The sequence below is a fragment of the Burkholderia plantarii genome, from assembly GCF_001411805.1.
GTDB lineage: Bacteria > Pseudomonadota > Gammaproteobacteria > Burkholderiales > Burkholderiaceae > Burkholderia > Burkholderia plantarii.
This window is the reverse complement of the sequence record NZ_CP007212.1, coordinates 3,390,137-3,406,413: the sequence shown is the minus strand read 5'-3', so window position 1 is coordinate 3,406,413 and position 16,277 is coordinate 3,390,137. Positions and strand designations below refer to the sequence as shown.

General features: G+C 71.1%; 16 protein-coding genes, 1 other RNA gene and 1 riboswitch. Of the genes, 10 read left to right on the top strand and 7 right to left on the bottom strand.

The genetic code is table 11. The features are described 5' to 3' along the window. Positions 1–8: 8 nt before the first annotated feature. Both bpln_RS14560 and bpln_RS14555 read left to right on the top strand, forming a co-directional pair. Positions 9–425 (top strand): DNA polymerase III subunit chi, encoded by a 417-nt coding sequence (locus tag bpln_RS14560; protein WP_042625770.1) that lies wholly within the window; start codon positions 9–11, stop codon positions 423–425. 18 nt (positions 426–443) lie between these two features. Further along, positions 444–2,357 (top strand): DUF2486 family protein, encoded by a 1,914-nt coding sequence (locus tag bpln_RS14555; RefSeq protein ID WP_055139143.1) that lies wholly within the window; start codon positions 444–446, stop codon positions 2,355–2,357. Positions 2,358–2,466: 109 nt separating this feature from the next. Here bpln_RS14555 and bpln_RS14550 read toward each other — a convergent pair whose 3' ends face one another. Together bpln_RS14550 and ilvD are read right to left on the bottom strand one after the other, a co-directional pair. Continuing rightward, a complete protein-coding gene (locus bpln_RS14550; RefSeq protein WP_055139142.1) occupies positions 2,467–2,793 on the bottom strand; it encodes a c-type cytochrome in 327 nt (108 codons plus the stop codon). A gap of 244 nt (positions 2,794–3,037) precedes the next feature. Then, on the bottom strand, positions 3,038–4,711 hold the full coding sequence (gene ilvD, locus bpln_RS14545) for a dihydroxy-acid dehydratase (protein ID WP_055139141.1): 1,674 nt from the start codon (positions 4,709–4,711) through the stop codon (positions 3,038–3,040). A 137-nt stretch (positions 4,712–4,848) separates the two neighbouring features. Here ilvD and bpln_RS14540 point away from each other — a divergent pair, with 137 nt between their 5' ends. Both bpln_RS14540 and lgt read left to right on the top strand, forming a co-directional pair. After that, complete coding sequence (locus bpln_RS14540; protein ID WP_042625767.1) at positions 4,849–5,760, top strand: LysR family transcriptional regulator; 912 nt, start codon at positions 4,849–4,851, stop codon at positions 5,758–5,760. A gap of 97 nt (positions 5,761–5,857) precedes the next feature. Beyond that, positions 5,858–6,748 (top strand): prolipoprotein diacylglyceryl transferase, encoded by an 891-nt coding sequence (gene lgt / locus bpln_RS14535; RefSeq protein ID WP_042625766.1) that lies wholly within the window; start codon positions 5,858–5,860, stop codon positions 6,746–6,748. 141 nt (positions 6,749–6,889) lie between these two features. Here the strand turns inward: lgt and bpln_RS14530 are convergent, their stop codons facing one another. The 5 genes from bpln_RS14530 to bpln_RS14515 all read right to left on the bottom strand — a co-directional run bounded on the left by bpln_RS14530 (position 6,890) and on the right by bpln_RS14515 (position 9,312). After that, the gene (locus bpln_RS14530; protein WP_042625765.1) at positions 6,890–7,600 is read right to left on the bottom strand and encodes an SIMPL domain-containing protein; all 711 of its coding nucleotides are present in this window, start codon (positions 7,598–7,600) and stop codon (positions 6,890–6,892) included. A gap of 212 nt (positions 7,601–7,812) precedes the next feature. After that, the gene (locus bpln_RS14525) at positions 7,813–8,274 is read right to left on the bottom strand and encodes an EVE domain-containing protein (protein ID WP_055139140.1); all 462 of its coding nucleotides are present in this window, start codon (positions 8,272–8,274) and stop codon (positions 7,813–7,815) included. Between the two features lie 113 nt (positions 8,275–8,387). Beyond that, positions 8,388–8,569, bottom strand: a non-coding RNA gene (gene ssrS / locus bpln_RS33360) — 6S RNA. An 81-nt stretch (positions 8,570–8,650) separates the two neighbouring features. Further along, complete coding sequence (locus tag bpln_RS14520; RefSeq protein ID WP_015876748.1) at positions 8,651–8,965, bottom strand: cell division protein ZapA; 315 nt, start codon at positions 8,963–8,965, stop codon at positions 8,651–8,653. Further along, entirely contained in the window at positions 8,962–9,312 is a 351-nt protein-coding gene (locus bpln_RS14515; protein WP_042625763.1) for a coiled-coil domain-containing protein, read from the bottom strand. Before bpln_RS14515 ends, bpln_RS14520 begins: the two co-directional genes overlap by 4 nt. Before the next feature lie 240 nt (positions 9,313–9,552). Beyond that, positions 9,553–9,829: riboswitch (cobalamin riboswitch) on the top strand. Between the two features lie 75 nt (positions 9,830–9,904). Here bpln_RS14515 and bpln_RS14510 point away from each other — a divergent pair. From bpln_RS14510 to cobC, 6 genes are all read left to right on the top strand, one after another. Beyond that, positions 9,905–11,851 carry a TonB-dependent receptor plug domain-containing protein gene (locus tag bpln_RS14510; RefSeq protein WP_055139139.1) on the top strand — a complete coding sequence of 649 codons (1,947 nt, stop codon included), beginning with the start codon at positions 9,905–9,907 and terminating at the stop codon, positions 11,849–11,851. A gap of 48 nt (positions 11,852–11,899) precedes the next feature. After that, on the top strand, positions 11,900–12,919 hold the full coding sequence (locus bpln_RS14505) for a FecCD family ABC transporter permease (RefSeq protein ID WP_055139545.1): 1,020 nt from the start codon (positions 11,900–11,902) through the stop codon (positions 12,917–12,919). Further along, the gene (locus tag bpln_RS14500) at positions 12,916–13,767 is read left to right on the top strand and encodes an ABC transporter ATP-binding protein (RefSeq protein ID WP_082465294.1); all 852 of its coding nucleotides are present in this window, start codon (positions 12,916–12,918) and stop codon (positions 13,765–13,767) included. The genes bpln_RS14505 and bpln_RS14500 overlap by 4 nt, the downstream gene beginning before the upstream one ends. A gap of 76 nt (positions 13,768–13,843) precedes the next feature. Beyond that, positions 13,844–14,899 carry a nicotinate-nucleotide--dimethylbenzimidazole phosphoribosyltransferase gene (gene cobT / locus bpln_RS14495; RefSeq protein WP_055139138.1) on the top strand — a complete coding sequence of 352 codons (1,056 nt, stop codon included), beginning with the start codon at positions 13,844–13,846 and terminating at the stop codon, positions 14,897–14,899. Positions 14,900–14,912: 13 nt separating this feature from the next. Then, positions 14,913–15,680 (top strand): adenosylcobinamide-GDP ribazoletransferase, encoded by a 768-nt coding sequence (locus tag bpln_RS14490; RefSeq protein ID WP_042626728.1) that lies wholly within the window; start codon positions 14,913–14,915, stop codon positions 15,678–15,680. Next, a complete protein-coding gene (gene cobC / locus bpln_RS14485) occupies positions 15,665–16,258 on the top strand; it encodes an alpha-ribazole phosphatase (RefSeq protein WP_055139137.1) in 594 nt (197 codons plus the stop codon). Before bpln_RS14490 ends, cobC begins: the two co-directional genes overlap by 16 nt. Positions 16,259–16,277: the final 19 nt, after the last annotated feature.

Genomic DNA, 16,277 nt, shown 5'->3' with positions numbered 1-16,277 from the left:
CGCGCGCGATGACGCGGATCGATTTCCACTCGAACGTCGGCGATTCGCTGGCGTATGCGTGCCGGCTGTTGCGCAAGGCGTATCTGGCGGGGCAATCCGTCGTCGTCTGCGCGGAGCCGGCACGGCTGCGCGCGCTTGACGAGCGGCTCTGGACCTTCTCGCCGCTCGATTTCATTCCGCACTGCTCGGTCGACAATCCGCTGGCCGGCCAGACGCCGATCGTGCTGACCGCCGATCTTTCCCGCGCGCCGCACGACGGCGTGGTGCTCAATCTCGGCGCCGAGGTGCCCGCGCAGTTCGCGCGGTTCGCGCGGCTGCTCGAGGTGGTCGGCAACGCGCCCGAGGAACTGGCGGCCGGCCGCGATCGCTACCGGTTCTACCGCGATCGCGGCTATGCGCTGAACAACTACAAGCAGGGCGGCTGACCCGCGCCCGGAGGCAACATGCCCGACGCCAACCACGAGTTCGACATTCCTGTTCTGACCGATGTGCTGGTGCCCGGCAAGCTCGTGCCGGCGCGTTCCGTGACGCAGCCGGAGGCGCCTGCGCCGCGTGCCGGCGACGTTCCCGATCTGCCGCCGGAGGTTGCGCCCGAACTGGCCGCTTCCGGGCTGCCGCCGGTCGAGGCGCGCGCGGCGCTGTCGACGGTTTACGACGCGCCGGCCGGCGCGGCCGGGGCCGATGCGCTGCCGGTGTCGAGGCTGGCGACCGGGGCGGAGGAGGCTGGGCGGGCGGAGGTGCCCGCCGCGCCGAGAGAAACGCAGGCGCGGGCGTCGAAGTCCGAGGTTTCTCCGCAGGAGCGCGCGGCGTTGCCGGAAGCCACGTTCGTGGCGCCGGAGTCGGTGCCGGCGCATACGCCCGAAGCGACGACTTCCCGTCAGGTTGAATTGGCTCCGCAGGCTGCGGCAGACGAGCCGCCTTTGCCGGAGTCGGAGGCCGCACCGGCCGGGCCGCATGTGTCGCCAACCGGGGCCCGCGAGGTTGAGCAGGACGTTCCCGATGCGCCGTTCGTCGCGCCGGAGCCGGGGGTGCCGCCGGAGTTGGCTGGCGCGCCGGAGCCGTTGCCGGAACCGCCCGTCGATACGGTGCCGAATGCATCCGAGGCGCGGTTCGTTCCGCCTGAGCCGCTGGCGCCGCAAGAACTCGCCAGGGCGCCCGGGGCGCTGGTTTCGCCTGAACCGTCGGCGCATCAGGAAGTTGCCGCAGTGCCCGAGACGCCTGTTGCTCCGCACGAGCGGGAGGCGGCACCGGCGCCCGTGGCGGACCCCGAGTCGTACATTTCACCGGAGCCGGACGCCGAGGCGCCGCCGCGTGCATTCACCGCCGCGCCCGAGCCTGCCGCAGCACGGGAATCCGTAGTCGAGCCGTCCGAGCCGACCGTCGAGGCCGCACCGAACGCCCCGGAGGCGCATTTCCCCGAACTGGCGGCGGCACGGCAGTTCGGCGTCGAGCCCGATGCGGTTTATCCACAGGAGGCGGCCGCAAAAGTAGAGCCACTCGCGGAGAACCCGCCGTTCGGGTCGGCGGAGCCGCCGGTGCCCCAGGCACTCGCCGCGGCACCCGAGCCCCTCGCTTCGTCCGCACCGCCCGCGCACGTCGAGCCGAGTGCCTCGGAGGCCGTGTTCGTCGCGTCCGAGCCCGCGGTTCCACAGGAGTTCGCGGCAAGCCCGGAACTGCTTTCTCCACTGAAGCCCGACGCGGCATCCGTGACATCGCCGCCGGCTCCCACGCCGCACGAGGCGGTCGAAACGCCGCTCGTTCGCGACGACGAGCACGACGCCCCGGACGACGCCTCGCTTGCCTACGCGCTGACCAATCCGGAGCAGGCCGCCGAGCCAGTCGACGCCGAGCGGGCCGCCGCCGGCAGCAAGCTCGGCACCGCCGATGCGCCTGTCAGCGAAGCCTCGCCGGCCGATAACGAGGTCGTGGCCCGCACCGGCTCGGCGCTGCACGCCATCGAGGCGATGCCGCCCGCCGCGTTCGCCGAACTGACGCCGTTCGCCGCCGACGAGCCGATGCCGGCGCGCTTCGCCGATCACGAAGCGCCGCCCCCCGTCGAACTGCAGCACGGCGGCCCCGAGCCGCTGCCGGCAGTGGCCCCACTCGCGCCGGCGGCGCCAGCCATCGACGCGCAGCGCGTCGCCGAGCGGCTGCACGGCCGCGTTGCCGGCTATCTGGCCGGCGAAGGCCGCGCGCTGATCGACGCGCGCTGTCGCGAGGTGGTCCAGCAGCATGCGGCGGCGCTCGCGGGAGAAGTCTCGCAGCAGGTGCTGCTGGCGCTCGCGCCGGAAATCGAACGTTGGGTGAGCGAGGCGATTGGCGAAGCGCTCGCGGATCGCGAGCCGCCGGCGGCGTGAAGATGTAACCGAGGCGGGGGGCGAGCAATGCCCTCGTGCGCGATAAATCGTGGATCTTTCCGACCGGCGCCGGCATCGGCGGCGCGGCACGCGGATGCGATGCGAGCGCCTACTTCAGCGTCATGATCCAGTGGGCGAGCGTGTGCGCCTCGTCTTCGGTCAGTTGCGTGTTGGCCGGCATCGGCACCGGCCCCCAGACGCCGACGCTGCCTTTCACGATCGATTGCGCGAGATAGTCGACCGCATCGGCGCGCGCGAGATAACGATCGGCGATGGCGTGGAACGACGGCCCCATCAGCGGAGCCGCCACGGCATGGCAGGCCATGCAATTCTTGCGTTGCGCGAGTATCGGGCCGCTCGCGGGTTGCTGGGCATGCGCAAGCGTACATGCGATCAGCAGCGCGGCAGCGGTCGCTCGCAGGAGCGTGATTCTCATACGGGGGTCTCCACCGGCTCGGCGGCCGGTCTGGCTGTCCGCGCATTATAGAAGTAAAGCCCCCGCGAGTTCCTGGCGGCCGTCCATGCGCGGCGCGCGGCCCTGCGTGGATCAATTCACCGCGCGCGGCGCACTTGCCGTTCTGTTCGGCGCGTGAAGGATCACGCAGACATGCGCGCATGATCGAAGCGCCGGTCACCGCCGCGTCATGTCCCGCGCCGGCGCCCGTTGCAACGCACCCCGCTCAGCCCGTCACCGCCCCCTTGTTCGCGGGCAGCGCGAGCGCCGCGTATTTCGCCAGCACGCCGCGCGTGTAGCGCGGCGCCGGCCGCCGCCAGGCGGCGCGCCGGCGCGCCAGCTCGACGTCGTCCACGTTCAGCTGCAGCAGCAGCCGGTGCGCGTCGATGGTGATCGAATCGCCCTCCTGCACGAGCCCGATGGTGCCGCCCGCATACGCTTCGGGCGCGACGTGGCCGACCACCATGCCCCAGGTGCCGCCCGAGAAGCGGCCGTCGGTGATGAGGCCGACCGATTCGCCGAGCCCCTTGCCGATGATGGCCGAGGTCGGCGCGAGCATCTCCGGCATGCCGGGGCCGCCCTGCGGGCCGAGATAGCGCAGCACGACCACGTCGCCGGCGCGAATCCGGTCGGCGAGGATCGCCTCGAGCGCGCTCTGCTCGTCGTCGAACACGCGCGCCGGCCCGGTGATCACGGGGTTCTTCAGGCCGCTGATCTTCGCAACCGCGCCGTCCTCGGCGAGATTGCCCTTCAGGATCGCGAGATGGCCCTCGTTGTAGAGCGCCCGGTCGATCGGGAAGATCACCTGCTGGTCCGCGCGCGGCACGCCCGGCACGTCGGCCAGCGTCTGCGCGATCGTGCGGCCGGTGATCGTGATGCAGTCGCCGTGCAGCAGCCCCGCGTCGAGCAGGATCCGCATCACCTGCGGGATGCCGCCCGCGCGGTGCAGGTCGGTGGCCACGTAGCGGCCCGACGGCTTCAGGTCGCAGATCACCGGCACGCGTTTGCGAATCCGTTCGAAGTCGTCGATCGACCAGTCGATCCCGGCGGCGTGCGCGATCGCCAGATAGTGCAGTACGGCGTTGGTCGAGCCGCCGGTGGCCATGATCACCGACACGGCGTTCTCGATCGAATGCTTCGTGATGATGTCGCGCGGTTTCAGATCGCGCTTGACCGCTTCCACCAGCACGCGCGCGGATTCGGCGGCCGACTCGACCTTCTCCTCGTCGGGGTTGGCCATCGTCGACGAATAGGGCAGCGCCATGCCGAGCGCCTCGAACGACGAACTCATGGTGTTCGCGGTGTACATCCCGCCGCACGATCCGGTGGACGGGCAGGCGTTGCGCTCGATGCCCTCGAAATCCTCCCGCGACATGCGGCCGGCCGTGAACTCGCCGACCGCCTCGAACGACGAGACGATGGTCAGGTCGTGGCCCTTCCAGTTGCCGGGGCGGATCGTGCCGCCGTAGACGTAGATGCCGGGCACGTTGAGCCGCGCGAGCGCGATCATGCCGCCCGGCATGTTCTTGTCGCAGCCGCCCACCACCACCACGCCGTCCATCCACTGGCCCTGCACGCAGGTCTCGATGCAGTCGGCGATCACCTCGCGCGAGACGAGCGAATACTTCATGCCCTCGGTGCCCATCGACATGCCGTCGGAGATGGTCGGCGTGCCGAAGATCTGAGGATTCGCGCCGGCCGCCTTCACGGCGGCCACGGCCGCGTCGGACAGGCGCTGCAGCCCGGCGTTGCAGGGCGTGATGGTGGAATGACCGTTGGCGATGCCGATCATCGGCTTGTCGAAATCGTCCTTCTCGTAGCCGAGCGCGTAGTACATCGAACGATTCGGGGAGCGGGCGACGCCTTGCGTGATGTGCTTCGAACGACGGTTGTAGGACATGGGGGACTCCATCCGGTGGTTCGGGTCACGATGCGACGTGCTGCCGCGGTGGCTTCGAATAATGGAAGGATGGTGCGTCGGCAAACCGCTGTCCAATATATTATTCATCGCTGATTGAGTCGCAGGGGATATCAACGATGGCGGAACCGACCCCGGATCTGCGGCAATGGCGGTATTTCGTGGCGGTGGCCGACGAGCGCCATTTCGGCCGCGCGGCGACGCGGCTCGCGATGACGCAGCCGCCGCTGTCGCAGGCGATCCGCGCGCTGGAGGAGGCGCTCGGCGTCGAGCTGTTCGCGCGCACGCGCCGTTCGGTCGAGTTGACGGCGGTGGGCGCGGCGCTGCTGCCCGAGGTGCGGCGCCTGCTGGCGGCCGCCGACGCGCTGCCGCCGCTGGCCGCGAGCCTCGCGCGCGGCGAGTCGGGCACGCTCGCGCTGGCGTTCGTCTCGACCGCCGACTACGGGCTGCTGCCGCAGTTGCTGCGCGAGTTCGGCACGCGCTATCCACGCGTGCGGCTGAAGCTGACCGAGGCGACCAGCGACGTCCAGCTCGAACTGCTCGCGGCCGGCCGGATCGACGCCGGGCTCGTGATTCCGCCGCTGCCGCCGCGCCACGCGTCAGGTCTCGCCTACCTGGCCGTGGCGCGCGAGCCGCTGGTGGCGGCGATGCCGCAGGAGCTGTCGGATGCGCCCGAAGCGGAGCCGGTGCGGCTTGCCGAACTGGCCGATCTGCCGCTCGTGATCTTCCCGCGCCGTTTGGCGCCCGGCTTTTATGACATCATTACGGGCTGCTACGGCGCGCTCGGCGTGACGCCGCGCATCGGCCAGGAGGCGATCCAGATGCAGACGATCGTCAGCCTCGTGTCGGCGGGCATGGGCGTCGCACTCGTGCCGCAATCGCTGCGTAACCTGCGGCGCACCGGCGTCGTCTATCGGCCGCTGGCGGACGAAGCGCCGATCGTCGAAACGGGCCTCGTCTGGCGCACGCGCGAGGTGAGCCCGGTGCTCGCAGGGTTCATCGAGATCGTGCGACACGCGGCGGCGGCCTGAGCCGCGCCGCGTGCCGAACGCGCGCGGCGAACCACCGTCAAATGGCAGGCGCGGCGCATGGACGTCGCACCGATTCAGCAACCTTCCACACCGACTCATGATCATTCACCCCAATTTCGATCCCGTCGCGATTCATCTCGGACCGCTCGCCGTGCGCTGGTACGGGCTCATGTATCTCGTCGGCTTCATCGCGGCGATCGTCGTCGGCCGGGTGCGGCTCAAGCTGCCGCACGTCGCGGCGCAAGGCTGGACCGCCAAGGACATCGACGACATGATGTTCTACGGCGTGCTCGGCGTGGTGCTGGGCGGCCGGCTCGGCTACGTGCTGTTCTACAAGGCCGGTTATTACTTCGCGCATCCGCTCGACATCTTCCGCGTCTGGGAAGGCGGGATGTCGTTCCACGGCGGCTTCCTAGGGGTGCTGGCCGCGATGGTGCTGTTCGCGTGGCAGCGCAAGCGCACCTGGCTGCAGGTGACCGACTTCATCGCGCCGATGGTGCCGTTGGGCCTGGCGGCCGGGCGCTTCGGCAACTTCATCAACGGCGAGCTGTGGGGCCGCGTGACGAGCCCCGACGCGCCGTGGGCGATGCTGTTCCCGGGCGCCTCGCGCGACGACGCGCTCTGGCTCGCCGCGCACCAGGACCTCGCCGCGAAGTGGCACCTGAACGAGGTGTTCATGCAGTACCAGATGCTGCCGCGCCACCCGTCGCAGCTCTACGAGATCGCGCTCGAGGGGATCACGCTGTTCCTCGTGCTGTTCTTCTTCTCGCGCAAGGCCCGGCCTGTCGGCGCGGTGTCGGCGCTGTTCCTGGTCGGCTACGGGCTCGCGCGCTTCACCGTCGAGTTCGCGCGCGAACCCGACGACTTCCTCGGCCTGCTCGCGCTCGGGCTGTCGATGGGGCAGTGGCTGTCGCTGCCGATGGTGGTGGCCGGCGTGCTGCTGCTGATTTGGGCCTATCGTCGGAAGCGCGCGCCGGAACCGGCGTGAGCTGGCCGACCATCGCGCCGGTGCGTCCATGATGCCGCGGCGCCCGGCATGAAAACAGCCCGGCGGGGTGACCCGGCCGGGCTGTTGGTTTTGGCGCGCCGCGTTCGTGCGCCGGAGCGCGGCGCCGCTTGCCGGTGACGCTTACTTCATCTGCACCGAGCCGTTGACGTTGACCGTGACGGTGGCCTTGCCGCCCTCGACCGCGATCGGCGCGGCGGCCTTCGCGGCCATCGGCGCCGCGTCCATCGCCATCATGCGCGGATACGGCTGCACGCTGCGCCCGCCGCCCACGTTCACCTCGCGGATCGCGAAGCCGCTATAGCCGAACGCCTTCGCGGCCTCGGCCGCGCGATCGCGAAACGACTGGATCGCCTGCGAGGTCAGCTTCTGCTCGGCCGCGCGCTGTGCTTCGGGCGACAGCGAGAACGCGACGTTGCCGACCTGCAGCGAGCTCGACAGGTCGCCGGCCAGCTTCGAGGCGGCCGCGAAGTCGCGCGATTCGAGCACGACCTCGGTGCGGCCGCGCCAGGCCGAGATCTTGCCGTCGCGGTCGGTGCTCGGGTACACCGAGAAGCCGCCGGTGTGGGCGCTCACGCCCGACACGCCGCGGGCACGCGCGAGCGCGGCGTCGGCGCGGCGGTTCAGTTCGGCCGTCAGGCTGCCGGGGTCCTTCGCTTCCTGCTCGTAGAACAGCGTGATGTCGACCACGTCCTGCGGTACGTCGGTGCTGGCCTGGGCCGACAGCGACAGCACGCCGGCGGGCGGCGGCGTGACCTGCGCGCGAGCGGCCGGGGCCACGGAGAGGGCAAGCGTGGACATCGCGAGCGCGAGTGCGGCAGCGGTTTTTTTCATCGTATGAGCTCCGGTTGGTGCGCGGCTGCCGCGAGCGTTCGAGCGTTCGCGGTGCCGTGCGTCGTGTCGAGGCAAACGGGCGGCGATGCGTTGCCGTCCGTGTTCCGCCCGTTTGCGCGAACGTTAGGCCGATGAAAGACGCGCCGAGTTCCGGCGCCGCGCCTGCAATCCGGCCGATCCCGCCAATCCGGGCCGGCGCGGCGGCGCGGGCTTCACTTCATCAGCCGTTCGGTGATGAAGCGCCATTCGGCGCGCGTGACCGGCGTGATCGAAAGCCGGTTGCCCTTGGCGAGCACGCGCATCCCGGCGAGTTCGTCATGCTCGCGCAGCGCGGCGAGCGGCACGAGCGCCGTCTTCTTCACGAAGCGCACGTCCACCAGCGTCCAGCGCGGCGCGTCCGGTTTCGATTTCGGATCGTAGTACGGACTGTCCGCGTCGAACTGGGTCGGATCGGGATACGGCGTGGACGAGACCTCGGCGAGCCCGGCGATGCCCGGCTCGGGGCAGCTCGAGTGGTAGAACAGCACGCCGTCGCCCACCTGCATCGTGTCGCGCATGAAGTTGCGTGCCTGATAGTTGCGCACGCCGGTCCACGGCAGCGTGCGGCGCGGCGCGGCGGCGAGATCGTCGATGCTCGCCTCGTCCGGTTCGGATTTCATCAGCCAGAATTGCATGGATGCTCCGCGGGGACAGAGAGACAGGGAACGGGGGAGAGGCGGGCCGCGCGCCGCGTGAAAGCGGCGGCGCCAATGAAAAACGGCACCGGACAAAGTCCGATGCCGTCGAATAGGTCCCCGCCTTGGCCGCTAGGCCGGCATCCTGAACCTGAGGTTCAGAATTGGTCGCAGTTAGCAGCACTTCGGGTACATCAGACAGAGTGACGCGCGCGCCCGTGCTACAAATTTCCGCAACCGTGCACATGGCATTGGTTCAAGGAATATATGACCTTGGCGAACCAGGCAGGGAAGCTGAGTAAATCGTTCCAGCAAAAACCATCGTACTGCAAAACCGTTCGAGCCGAACCGCCGGTGGCCGCTGCGAGCGCGCTGCTTATCGCGCTTCGTGCTGGGCCAGTACCGCGCCGAGCTGTTCGTTCATGTGGCGCATTGTACGCCGGATTTCCTCGGCGGGAAATGCTTCTCCGTGACGAACGCTCTGTTGCAGGCGAAGCAACTCCGAGGCCAGCGACAGCGCGGCCATCACGGCGATCCGGTCGGTGCCGCGCACCGAGCTGTTGGTGCGGATCTTCGACATCTCGGCGTCCACGCGCGCGACCGCCTCGAGCAGCGCCGCTTCGGTTTCCGGCGAGCACGCGAGGCGATACGCCTGGCCGAGAATCGAGACTTCGATCTGCTTGGTGGTCATGCATGTTCTCCGTGGCTGGCCGCGCCGCTGCCCGCTGCTTCGGCCGGTGCGTCGAGCAGGTCGAGCTGGCTCTCGCCATCGGCGGTCTGCTTCGTGCGCGGCAGCTTTTCGAGGATCGCGTTCAGTTTCACTTGGGCGTCGTCGATCTTCGCGGAGAGCGTGTCGCGTTCGGCCACCAGCGCGTTGCGTTCCTCGCGCAGCTGGTCGAGTTCGACGCGCACGGCTTCGGCCTGCGCACGCAGTTGCGCGACTTGCTCCTCGAGCGCGAGACGTTCCGTATGATGGCGTTGGTTCAGCGCGATCAGGCGGCCAATGTTCTGGGATAGGGTTTCGAGTTCGTTGAGCATCTGCTGCGTCCTCTAAAGACCGGGCATTTTAGCGCGGAAACTCCGGCGTTCCGACTTTTGTAACGTATCCAGACGTAACACCCCCGCTTCTTGCCGCGAAATACGTCGCAAGTGACGCGTGATGCGCGCGAGGCCGGCGGATTGTTCGCGCCGGGGCGCGGATCGACGGCGCGGCGCGCGGCCTGGCGTGTCTGCCGCAAACGCGCGCCGCGCGTTCCTTGACGCTCGCCGGACCCGCTCCTACACTGGCGCCGCTTCGGTGCATGCGTGCGAGATGACGTCGCACGCGGTTAAACGGGAAGCAGGAAGCCGCCGATACGGGCGCGCCAACCTGCGCTGCCCCCGCAACGGTAAGCGACCGCGTCGATCGTGCCTCGGTCATGACGCGAACCGCCCCTCGAGATCGGCCGTCCCCGCTCGCGCGACGACGGATGGCCGCGGCCACTGCGCGTCGTTGCGCGGGAAGGCGGGGCCGGTGGTCGCCAGCCCGGATACCGGCCGGAGCGGGGAAGCGTGTCGCCCGCGTGCGCCGTTTCCGTGAGGCGGAACCTGCGGGGAAGCGGGGGCCGCGCTGCTCCACAGGATGTTTCCAATGCGTACCCGTTTGGTTCGCGCCATGCTCGCCGCGCTCTGCGGCCTGCCCGGCCTCGCGCGGGCGCAGGCCGCCGCGCCTGTCGCCGTATCTGCAGCCCCATCCGCGCCGCTTGCGTCTTCGTCCTCGTCTGCCTCCGCGCCGACTGAGGCACCGGCTGCCGGCACGGCCGCCGCCGTGCCGGTCGCGCTCGACTCCGTCGTCGTGACCGCGAGCCGCGGCCCGCAGAAGCTCGCCGACGCGCTGCCGCAGACCACGCTGTTCACGCGCGAGGACATCGACGGCGGCAGCGCGACCGACCTGCCCGGGCTGCTCGCGCTCGCGCCCGGCGCGCAGATCGTGCGCAACGGCGGCCCCGGTGCCAGCACCGCGCTGTTCCTGCGCGGCGCGCAATCGACCCAGTCGCTGGTGCTGATCGACGGCGTGCGCGTCGATTCCGCGAGCCTGGGCGCCGCGCAGATCAGCCAGCTGCCGCTCGAGCAGATCGATCACGTCGAGGTGGTCAACGGCAACGTCTCGTCGCTGTACGGTTCGGGCGCGATCGGCGGCGTGGTGCAGGTGTTCACGCGCGACGGCGGCGATCATCCGCCGCGCTTCTGGTTCTCGGCCGGCTATGGCAGCTATCACACGCAGTCGCAGGACGCGGGCGTGTCGGGCCGGCTCGATGCCGACGGCCGCACCACGTTCTCGCTCGCGCTCTCGCGCGACAAGACCGACGGCTTCTCCGCGCTGAACCCGGCGCAGCAGCCGGGCGCGAACCCGAACGCGAACGGCAACCTCACCGAGAGCGTTTCGGCCGCGCTCAAGCATCGCTTCGCGAGCGGCTGGACGGCCGGCGTCACCTACTTCCAGTCGAACGGCGAGAACAGCTACGACAATGCGTTCGGCCTGCCCACCGACCTCAACACGCTCTATAGCCGCGTGCAGCAGGCCTCGGTGTTCGCCGACGGCAAGCTGGCCGACTGGTGGACCACGCATTTGCGCGTCTCGACCGGCAACGACCGCAGCCAGTCCTGGTTCAACGGCGCCTACACCGACCACTTCAACACCGACAACCGCCAGTACACCTGGCAGAACGATTTCCGTCCCGCGCGCGACCAGACCATCCAGGCGGGCTACGAGCGGCTCGACCAGGCGTTCGATTCGGACGAGTACTCGGCGCCGCAGCGCCACGTCAATTCGGGCTGGCTCGGCTACACGGGCCGCTTCGGCAACAGCCGGTTCCAGGCCAACGTCCGGCGCGACCAGTATTCGGATTTCGGCGGCGCGAACAGCTACTATCTCGGCTACGGCCTCGACCTGAGCGAGCACTGGACGGTCACGGCGAGCTATTCGGACGCGTTTCGCGCGCCGAGCTTCAACGACCTGTACTTCCCGGGCGCGAGCAATCCCGCGATCCAGCCGGAGCGCAGCCATTCGGTGGAGGCGGCGCTGCAGTACGCCTCGGACGCGCTCGGCGTGATGCGCCTGAGCCTGTTCCAGACGCGCTACACGAACCTGATCCAGTACGTGCCCGACGCCACCGGCTTCGTCTACACCGCGCAGAACGTCGGACGCGCCAAGGTGCAGGGCGTGGAGGGTTCGTGGCAGGGACATCTCGGCAAGACCGACCTGCGCGTGTCGGCGACGCTGCAGAATCCCGTCGACGAGAGCGCGAACCAGGATCTGGTGCGCCGCGCGCGGCACTTCGCGTCGTTCTCGGCGAACCGCGCGTTCGGGGGCTGGCGCGTGGGCGGCGAATGGCTCGCGAGCGGCGCGCGCGACGACAACGGCGAGCCGCTCGGCGGCTACGGCATCGTGAACCTGACGGCGCGCTACGACATCACCAAAGCGTGGTACGTGAGCGCGCATCTCGACAACCTGTTCAACAAGGACTACCAGCTTGCGTATGCGTACAACACGCCGCGCCGCGGCGCCTACGTCACGATCGGCTGGCGGCAGCAGTAGCGCGCCGATCGGGCCGCGCGCGCGGCGCGCATGTCCTTGCACGGCGCCATGACGCCCGGCCGGGCCGCCGCGATCTGGGCCGCGCTCGCGCTCGCGGCGGGGCTCGTGCTGGTCGCGTCGCTGGCGCTCGGCAGCGTGCCGATCGCGCCGTGGCACGCGCTTGGCGCGCTGTTCGCGCCGGGCGGCGACGCGCTCGCGGGCGAGATCGTCACCACGCTGCGCCTGCCGCGCGCGCTGGCCGGCTTCGGCTGCGGCGCGCTGCTGGCGCTGGCCGGGGCGCTGCTGCAGGTGCTGCTGCGCAATCCGCTCGCCGAGCCCTACGTGCTCGGCGTGTCGGGCGGCGCGGCCGGCTTCGCGCTGGCGGCGATGATCGCGGGCGCCGCATGGTGGCTCGTCGATGCGGCCTCGTTCGTCGGGGCGCTGCTGTCGATCGCGCTGGTGCTGGGCCTGACGTGCCGGCCATTGGCGCGCGGTGCGGGGCGCGCCACCGCGGGGGACGCGCGCGACGCGTCGCCGAGGCTGCTGCTGACCGGCGTCGTGATCGCGGCCGGCTGGGGCGCGCTCGTCACGCTGATGCTGTCGATCGCACCCGACAACCGCCTGCGCGGCATCCTGTTCTGGCTCGCGGGCGACCTCGGCAGCGCGGCGCCGCCGTGGTTCGCGCTTGGCGCGCTGGCCTGCGCCGCCGCCGCCGCGCTGCCGGTCGCGCCGCAGCTGAATGTGCTGCTGCGCGGCGACACCGCGGCTGCCGCGCTCGGCGTGCCGGTCGCGCGGCTGCGGCTGCGGATCCTGCTGATCGCCTCGCTGGCCGCCGCGGCAGCGGTCACCACGGCCGGCACCATCGGTTTCGTCGGGCTGGTCGTGCCGCATGCGCTGCGGCTCGCGTTCGGCAACGATCAGCGCATGCTGCTGCCGGCTGCGATGCTGGCCGGCGGCGCCGTCGTGACGGGCGCCGATCTGGTGGCGCGGACCGTGATCGCGCCCGCGCAGCTGCCGGTCGGCGCGATCACGGCGCTGCTCGGCGTGCCGGTGTTCCTGTGGATGCTGCTGCGCAGGCCCGCGCCATGAGCGATCAAGCGAACCTGACGGCCAACCCGGCCAACCCGGCCGATGCCGGCAGCTGGCGCGCCTGCGGGCTGCGGCTCGCGGCCGGCTCGCGCACGCTCGTCGAGGCGCTGTCGCTCGCGTTCGGCCCGGGCGAACTCTGGTGCATCGCCGGCCCGAACGGCGCCGGCAAGACCACGTTGATCTCGGTGCTGGCCGGCCTCGCCGAGCCGGCCGTGGGGCACGTCGAAGCCGACGGTCGGCCGCTCCGCGCATGGCGGCCCGAAGCGCTCGCGCGGCGGCGCGCGCTGATGGCGCAGACGCACCACGACGCGTTCGCGGCCAGCGTGTTCGACACGGTGCTGGCGCACCGCTTCCCGCATCTGGGCGGCTGGGGCTGGGAGCGTGAGGCCGATCGCGCCGCCGCGCGCGAGGCGCTGGCGAGGCTCGATCTGGCGGCGCTCGCGGCGCGCAACGTGCTGACGCTGTCGGGCGGCGAGCGCCAGCGTGTCGCGCTGGCCGGCGTGCTGTGCCAGGATGCGCCGCTGCTGCTGCTCGACGAGCCGCTCGCGCATCTGGACCTGCATCATCAGGCCGGGTGTCTCGACGTGCTCGTGCGCTGGTTGCAGGACGCGCCGCGCAGCGTGATTTTCTCGTGTCACGATCTCAATCTCGCGCGCCGTTTCGCGACCCACGCGCTGCTGCTCGACGGCCGCGGCGGCGCGCTGGCCGGCCCCGCCCGCGAGGTGCTGACGGCCGAGGCCGCGAGTGCCGCGTTCGGCTATCCGCTGCTGCTGATCGAGCGCGACGGCCACGAGGCGCTGGTGCCGGCCTGGCCGGCGCAGCCGCGACGGGGGCGGGCGGCGCCATGACGGCGACCACGCCTCCGACATGCTTACCGAGGCCGGCGCGATCCACGCGCGGGCCGCTATCCGAAACGAATCCGGCATGAACGATACCTACCCGATCCCGAACGTCGACGCGCTCGACGACACGCTGACGGCGACGCTGCAACGCCTGATCGACACCAAGACCAAGCCGCCCGGCAGCCTTGGCAAGCTCGAAGCGCTCGCGCTGCAACTGGGCCGCATCCAGCGCAGCACCGCGCCGCGCGTCGAGCGGCCCGTGACGATCGTGTTCGCGGCCGACCACGGCATCGCGGCCGAGGGCGTGAGTCCGTATCCGCAGGCCGTGACGGCGCAGATGGTGGCGAACTTCCTGGCCGGCGGCGCGGCGATCAACGCGTTCTCGAAGGTCGGCGGCTGCGAGCTGGAGATCGTCGACGCGGGCGTGGCCACGCCGCTGCCGGCGTCGCCCGCGCTGGTGTCGGTCCCGGTCGCGGCCGGCACGCGCAACTTCGCGCGCGAACGCGCGATGAGTGACGCGCAACTGCATACGGCGCTCGCGGCCGGCGCGGCGCGCGTGGCGCACCATGCCGCGCTCGGCACCAACGTGATCGGCTGCGGCGAGATGGGCATCGCCAACACCTCGGCGGCGGCCTGCCTGATGAGCCGCTTCACGGGGCTGCCGCTCGCCGAATGCGTGGGACGCGGCACCGGTCTCGACGATCGCGGGCTGGCGCACAAGCGAGCGGTGCTGGAGGCCGCGCTCGCACGGCACGCCGACGTGCAGACGCCGCTCGAGGTGCTGGCCGCGTTCGGCGGCTTCGAGATCGCGATGATGACGGGCGCGTTCCTCGCGGCCGCGCAGGCGCGCATGACGATCGTGGTGGACGGCTTCATCGCCAGCTCGGCGCTGCTGGCCGCCGTGGCGCTGGCGCCGGCGGTGCGCGACTACTGCGTCTTCTCGCACGTCTCGGACGAGACTGGCCACCGCCGCATGCTCGACCATCTCGGCGCCGCGCCGCTGCTCGCGCTCGACCTGCGGCTCGGCGAGGGCACGGGCGCCGCGCTCGCGCTGCCGCTGCTGCGCGCGGCGGCAGCGTTCGTCAACGAGATGGCCAGCTTCGATGCGGCCGGCGTCGCGAACCGCGACGACGCGTAAGCCGGGACGCACGATGCGCTGGTCCGCCGAATTCCGCTATTTCTTCGTCGCGCTCGGCTATTTCACGCGCGTGCCGGTCCCGCGGCGGATCGGCTACGCGGCCGGCGACCTCGATCATGCGGCGCGCTATTTTCCGCTGGTCGGGGTGGGCGTCGGCGCGCTCGCGGCGGCCGTCTATCTGGCCGCCGCGCGGGTCTGGCCGGCCGGCGTCGCGGTGCTGCTGTCGATGGCGGCCACGCTGGTCGCGACCGGCGCGTTCCACGAGGACGGCCTCGCCGACAGCTGCGACGGCTTCGGCGGCGGCTACACGCGCGACGACGTGCTGCGGATCATGCGCGACTCGCGGATCGGCACGTTCGGCGCGGTCGCGCTCGTGGTCTCGCTCGCGCTGAAGTGGCAGGCGCTCGCGGCGCTGCCGCCCTTGCGCGCGGCCTGGACCCTGCTGGCCGCGCATGCGGCGAGCCGCGTCGGCGCGGTGAGCCTGCTCGTCACGCTCGACTACGTGCGCGAGGAAGGCAAGGCCAGGCCGGTGGCGCGGCGCATGCCGGCGCGCGCGTTCGCGTTCGCCGCGCTGTGCGGGCTGCCGTGGTTGTTTTGCCCGGGCTGGCCGGACTGGCGCCCGGGACTCGTCGCCCTGGCCGTGCTGCTGCTGGCGCGGGCCGGCATCGCGCGTTATCTGCGGCGCCGGCTCGGCGGATACACGGGCGATTGCCTCGGCTTCGCGCAGCAGGTCTGTGAACTCGCGATCTATCTGACGGTGCTCGGATGGACGTCGTCCTGATCCGGCATCCGGCGCCGGCCGTCGCGGCGGGCGTCTGCTACGGCGCGACCGACCTGCCGCTCGCGGGCGACGCGGCGGCTGCCGCGGCCGAGTTGCTCGGGCGCCTGCGCGCCGACGGGCTCGCGGTGCCGGACGAGATCATCACGAGCCCGCTGCGGCGCTGCGCGGCCGTGGCGGAGGCGCTCGGCGCGTCGCTGCGGGTGGCGGTGCGCGGCGAGCCGCGGCTGCGCGAGATCGACTTCGGCGCGTGGGAAATGCGCAGCTGGGACGAGATCGGCCCGGCCGCGCTCGACCGCTGGCAGGCCGACCTGATGGGCGCGCGCGAGCACGGCGGCGAGAGCGCGGCGCAGTTCGTCGCGCGCGTGGTGCCGGCCGCCGCCTCGCTCGAGCGCGGTGCCGGCGCGCCGCCCGTGATCGGCGTCACGCATGCCGGCGTGATTCGCGTGCTTGCCTCGCATTGGCTCGGCGTGCCGCTCGCCAGCTTGCTGATGCGCCCGATCGCTTATGGCGGACGGGTTGGATTCGAGCGCGACGCGCGGGGCTGGCGATTGCGGTGCTGGGACGAGGCGGTGGGATGAGAGGGGATCGCTTCGGCGG

Bases quoted from the DNA above. Each gene is read 5' to 3' on its own strand.
- bpln_RS14510 (WP_055139139.1), top strand. From the start codon at position 9,905: ATGCGTACCCGTTTGGTTCGCGCCATGCTCGCCGCGCTCTGCGGCCTG.
- bpln_RS14540 (WP_042625767.1), top strand. From the start codon at position 4,849: ATGGCGGAACCGACCCCGGATCTGCGGCAATGGCGGTATTTCGTGGCG.
- bpln_RS14555 (WP_055139143.1), top strand. From the start codon at position 444: ATGCCCGACGCCAACCACGAGTTCGACATTCCTGTTCTGACCGATGTG.
- bpln_RS14525 (WP_055139140.1), bottom strand. From the start codon at position 8,274: ATGCAATTCTGGCTGATGAAATCCGAACCGGACGAGGCGAGCATCGAC.
- cobT (WP_055139138.1), top strand. From the start codon at position 13,844: ATGAACGATACCTACCCGATCCCGAACGTCGACGCGCTCGACGACACG.
- bpln_RS14490 (WP_042626728.1), top strand. From the start codon at position 14,913: ATGCGCTGGTCCGCCGAATTCCGCTATTTCTTCGTCGCGCTCGGCTAT.
- bpln_RS14500 (WP_082465294.1), top strand. From the start codon at position 12,916: ATGAGCGATCAAGCGAACCTGACGGCCAACCCGGCCAACCCGGCCGAT.
- lgt (WP_042625766.1), top strand. From the start codon at position 5,858: ATGATCATTCACCCCAATTTCGATCCCGTCGCGATTCATCTCGGACCG.
- bpln_RS14530 (WP_042625765.1), bottom strand. From the start codon at position 7,600: ATGAAAAAAACCGCTGCCGCACTCGCGCTCGCGATGTCCACGCTTGCC.
- bpln_RS14550 (WP_055139142.1), bottom strand. From the start codon at position 2,793: ATGAGAATCACGCTCCTGCGAGCGACCGCTGCCGCGCTGCTGATCGCA.
- bpln_RS14520 (WP_015876748.1), bottom strand. From the start codon at position 8,965: ATGACCACCAAGCAGATCGAAGTCTCGATTCTCGGCCAGGCGTATCGC.
- cobC (WP_055139137.1), top strand. From the start codon at position 15,665: ATGGACGTCGTCCTGATCCGGCATCCGGCGCCGGCCGTCGCGGCGGGC.
- ilvD (WP_055139141.1), bottom strand. From the start codon at position 4,711: ATGTCCTACAACCGTCGTTCGAAGCACATCACGCAAGGCGTCGCCCGC.
- bpln_RS14515 (WP_042625763.1), bottom strand. From the start codon at position 9,312: ATGCTCAACGAACTCGAAACCCTATCCCAGAACATTGGCCGCCTGATC.
- bpln_RS14560 (WP_042625770.1), top strand. From the start codon at position 9: ATGACGCGGATCGATTTCCACTCGAACGTCGGCGATTCGCTGGCGTAT.
- bpln_RS14505 (WP_055139545.1), top strand. From the start codon at position 11,900: ATGACGCCCGGCCGGGCCGCCGCGATCTGGGCCGCGCTCGCGCTCGCG.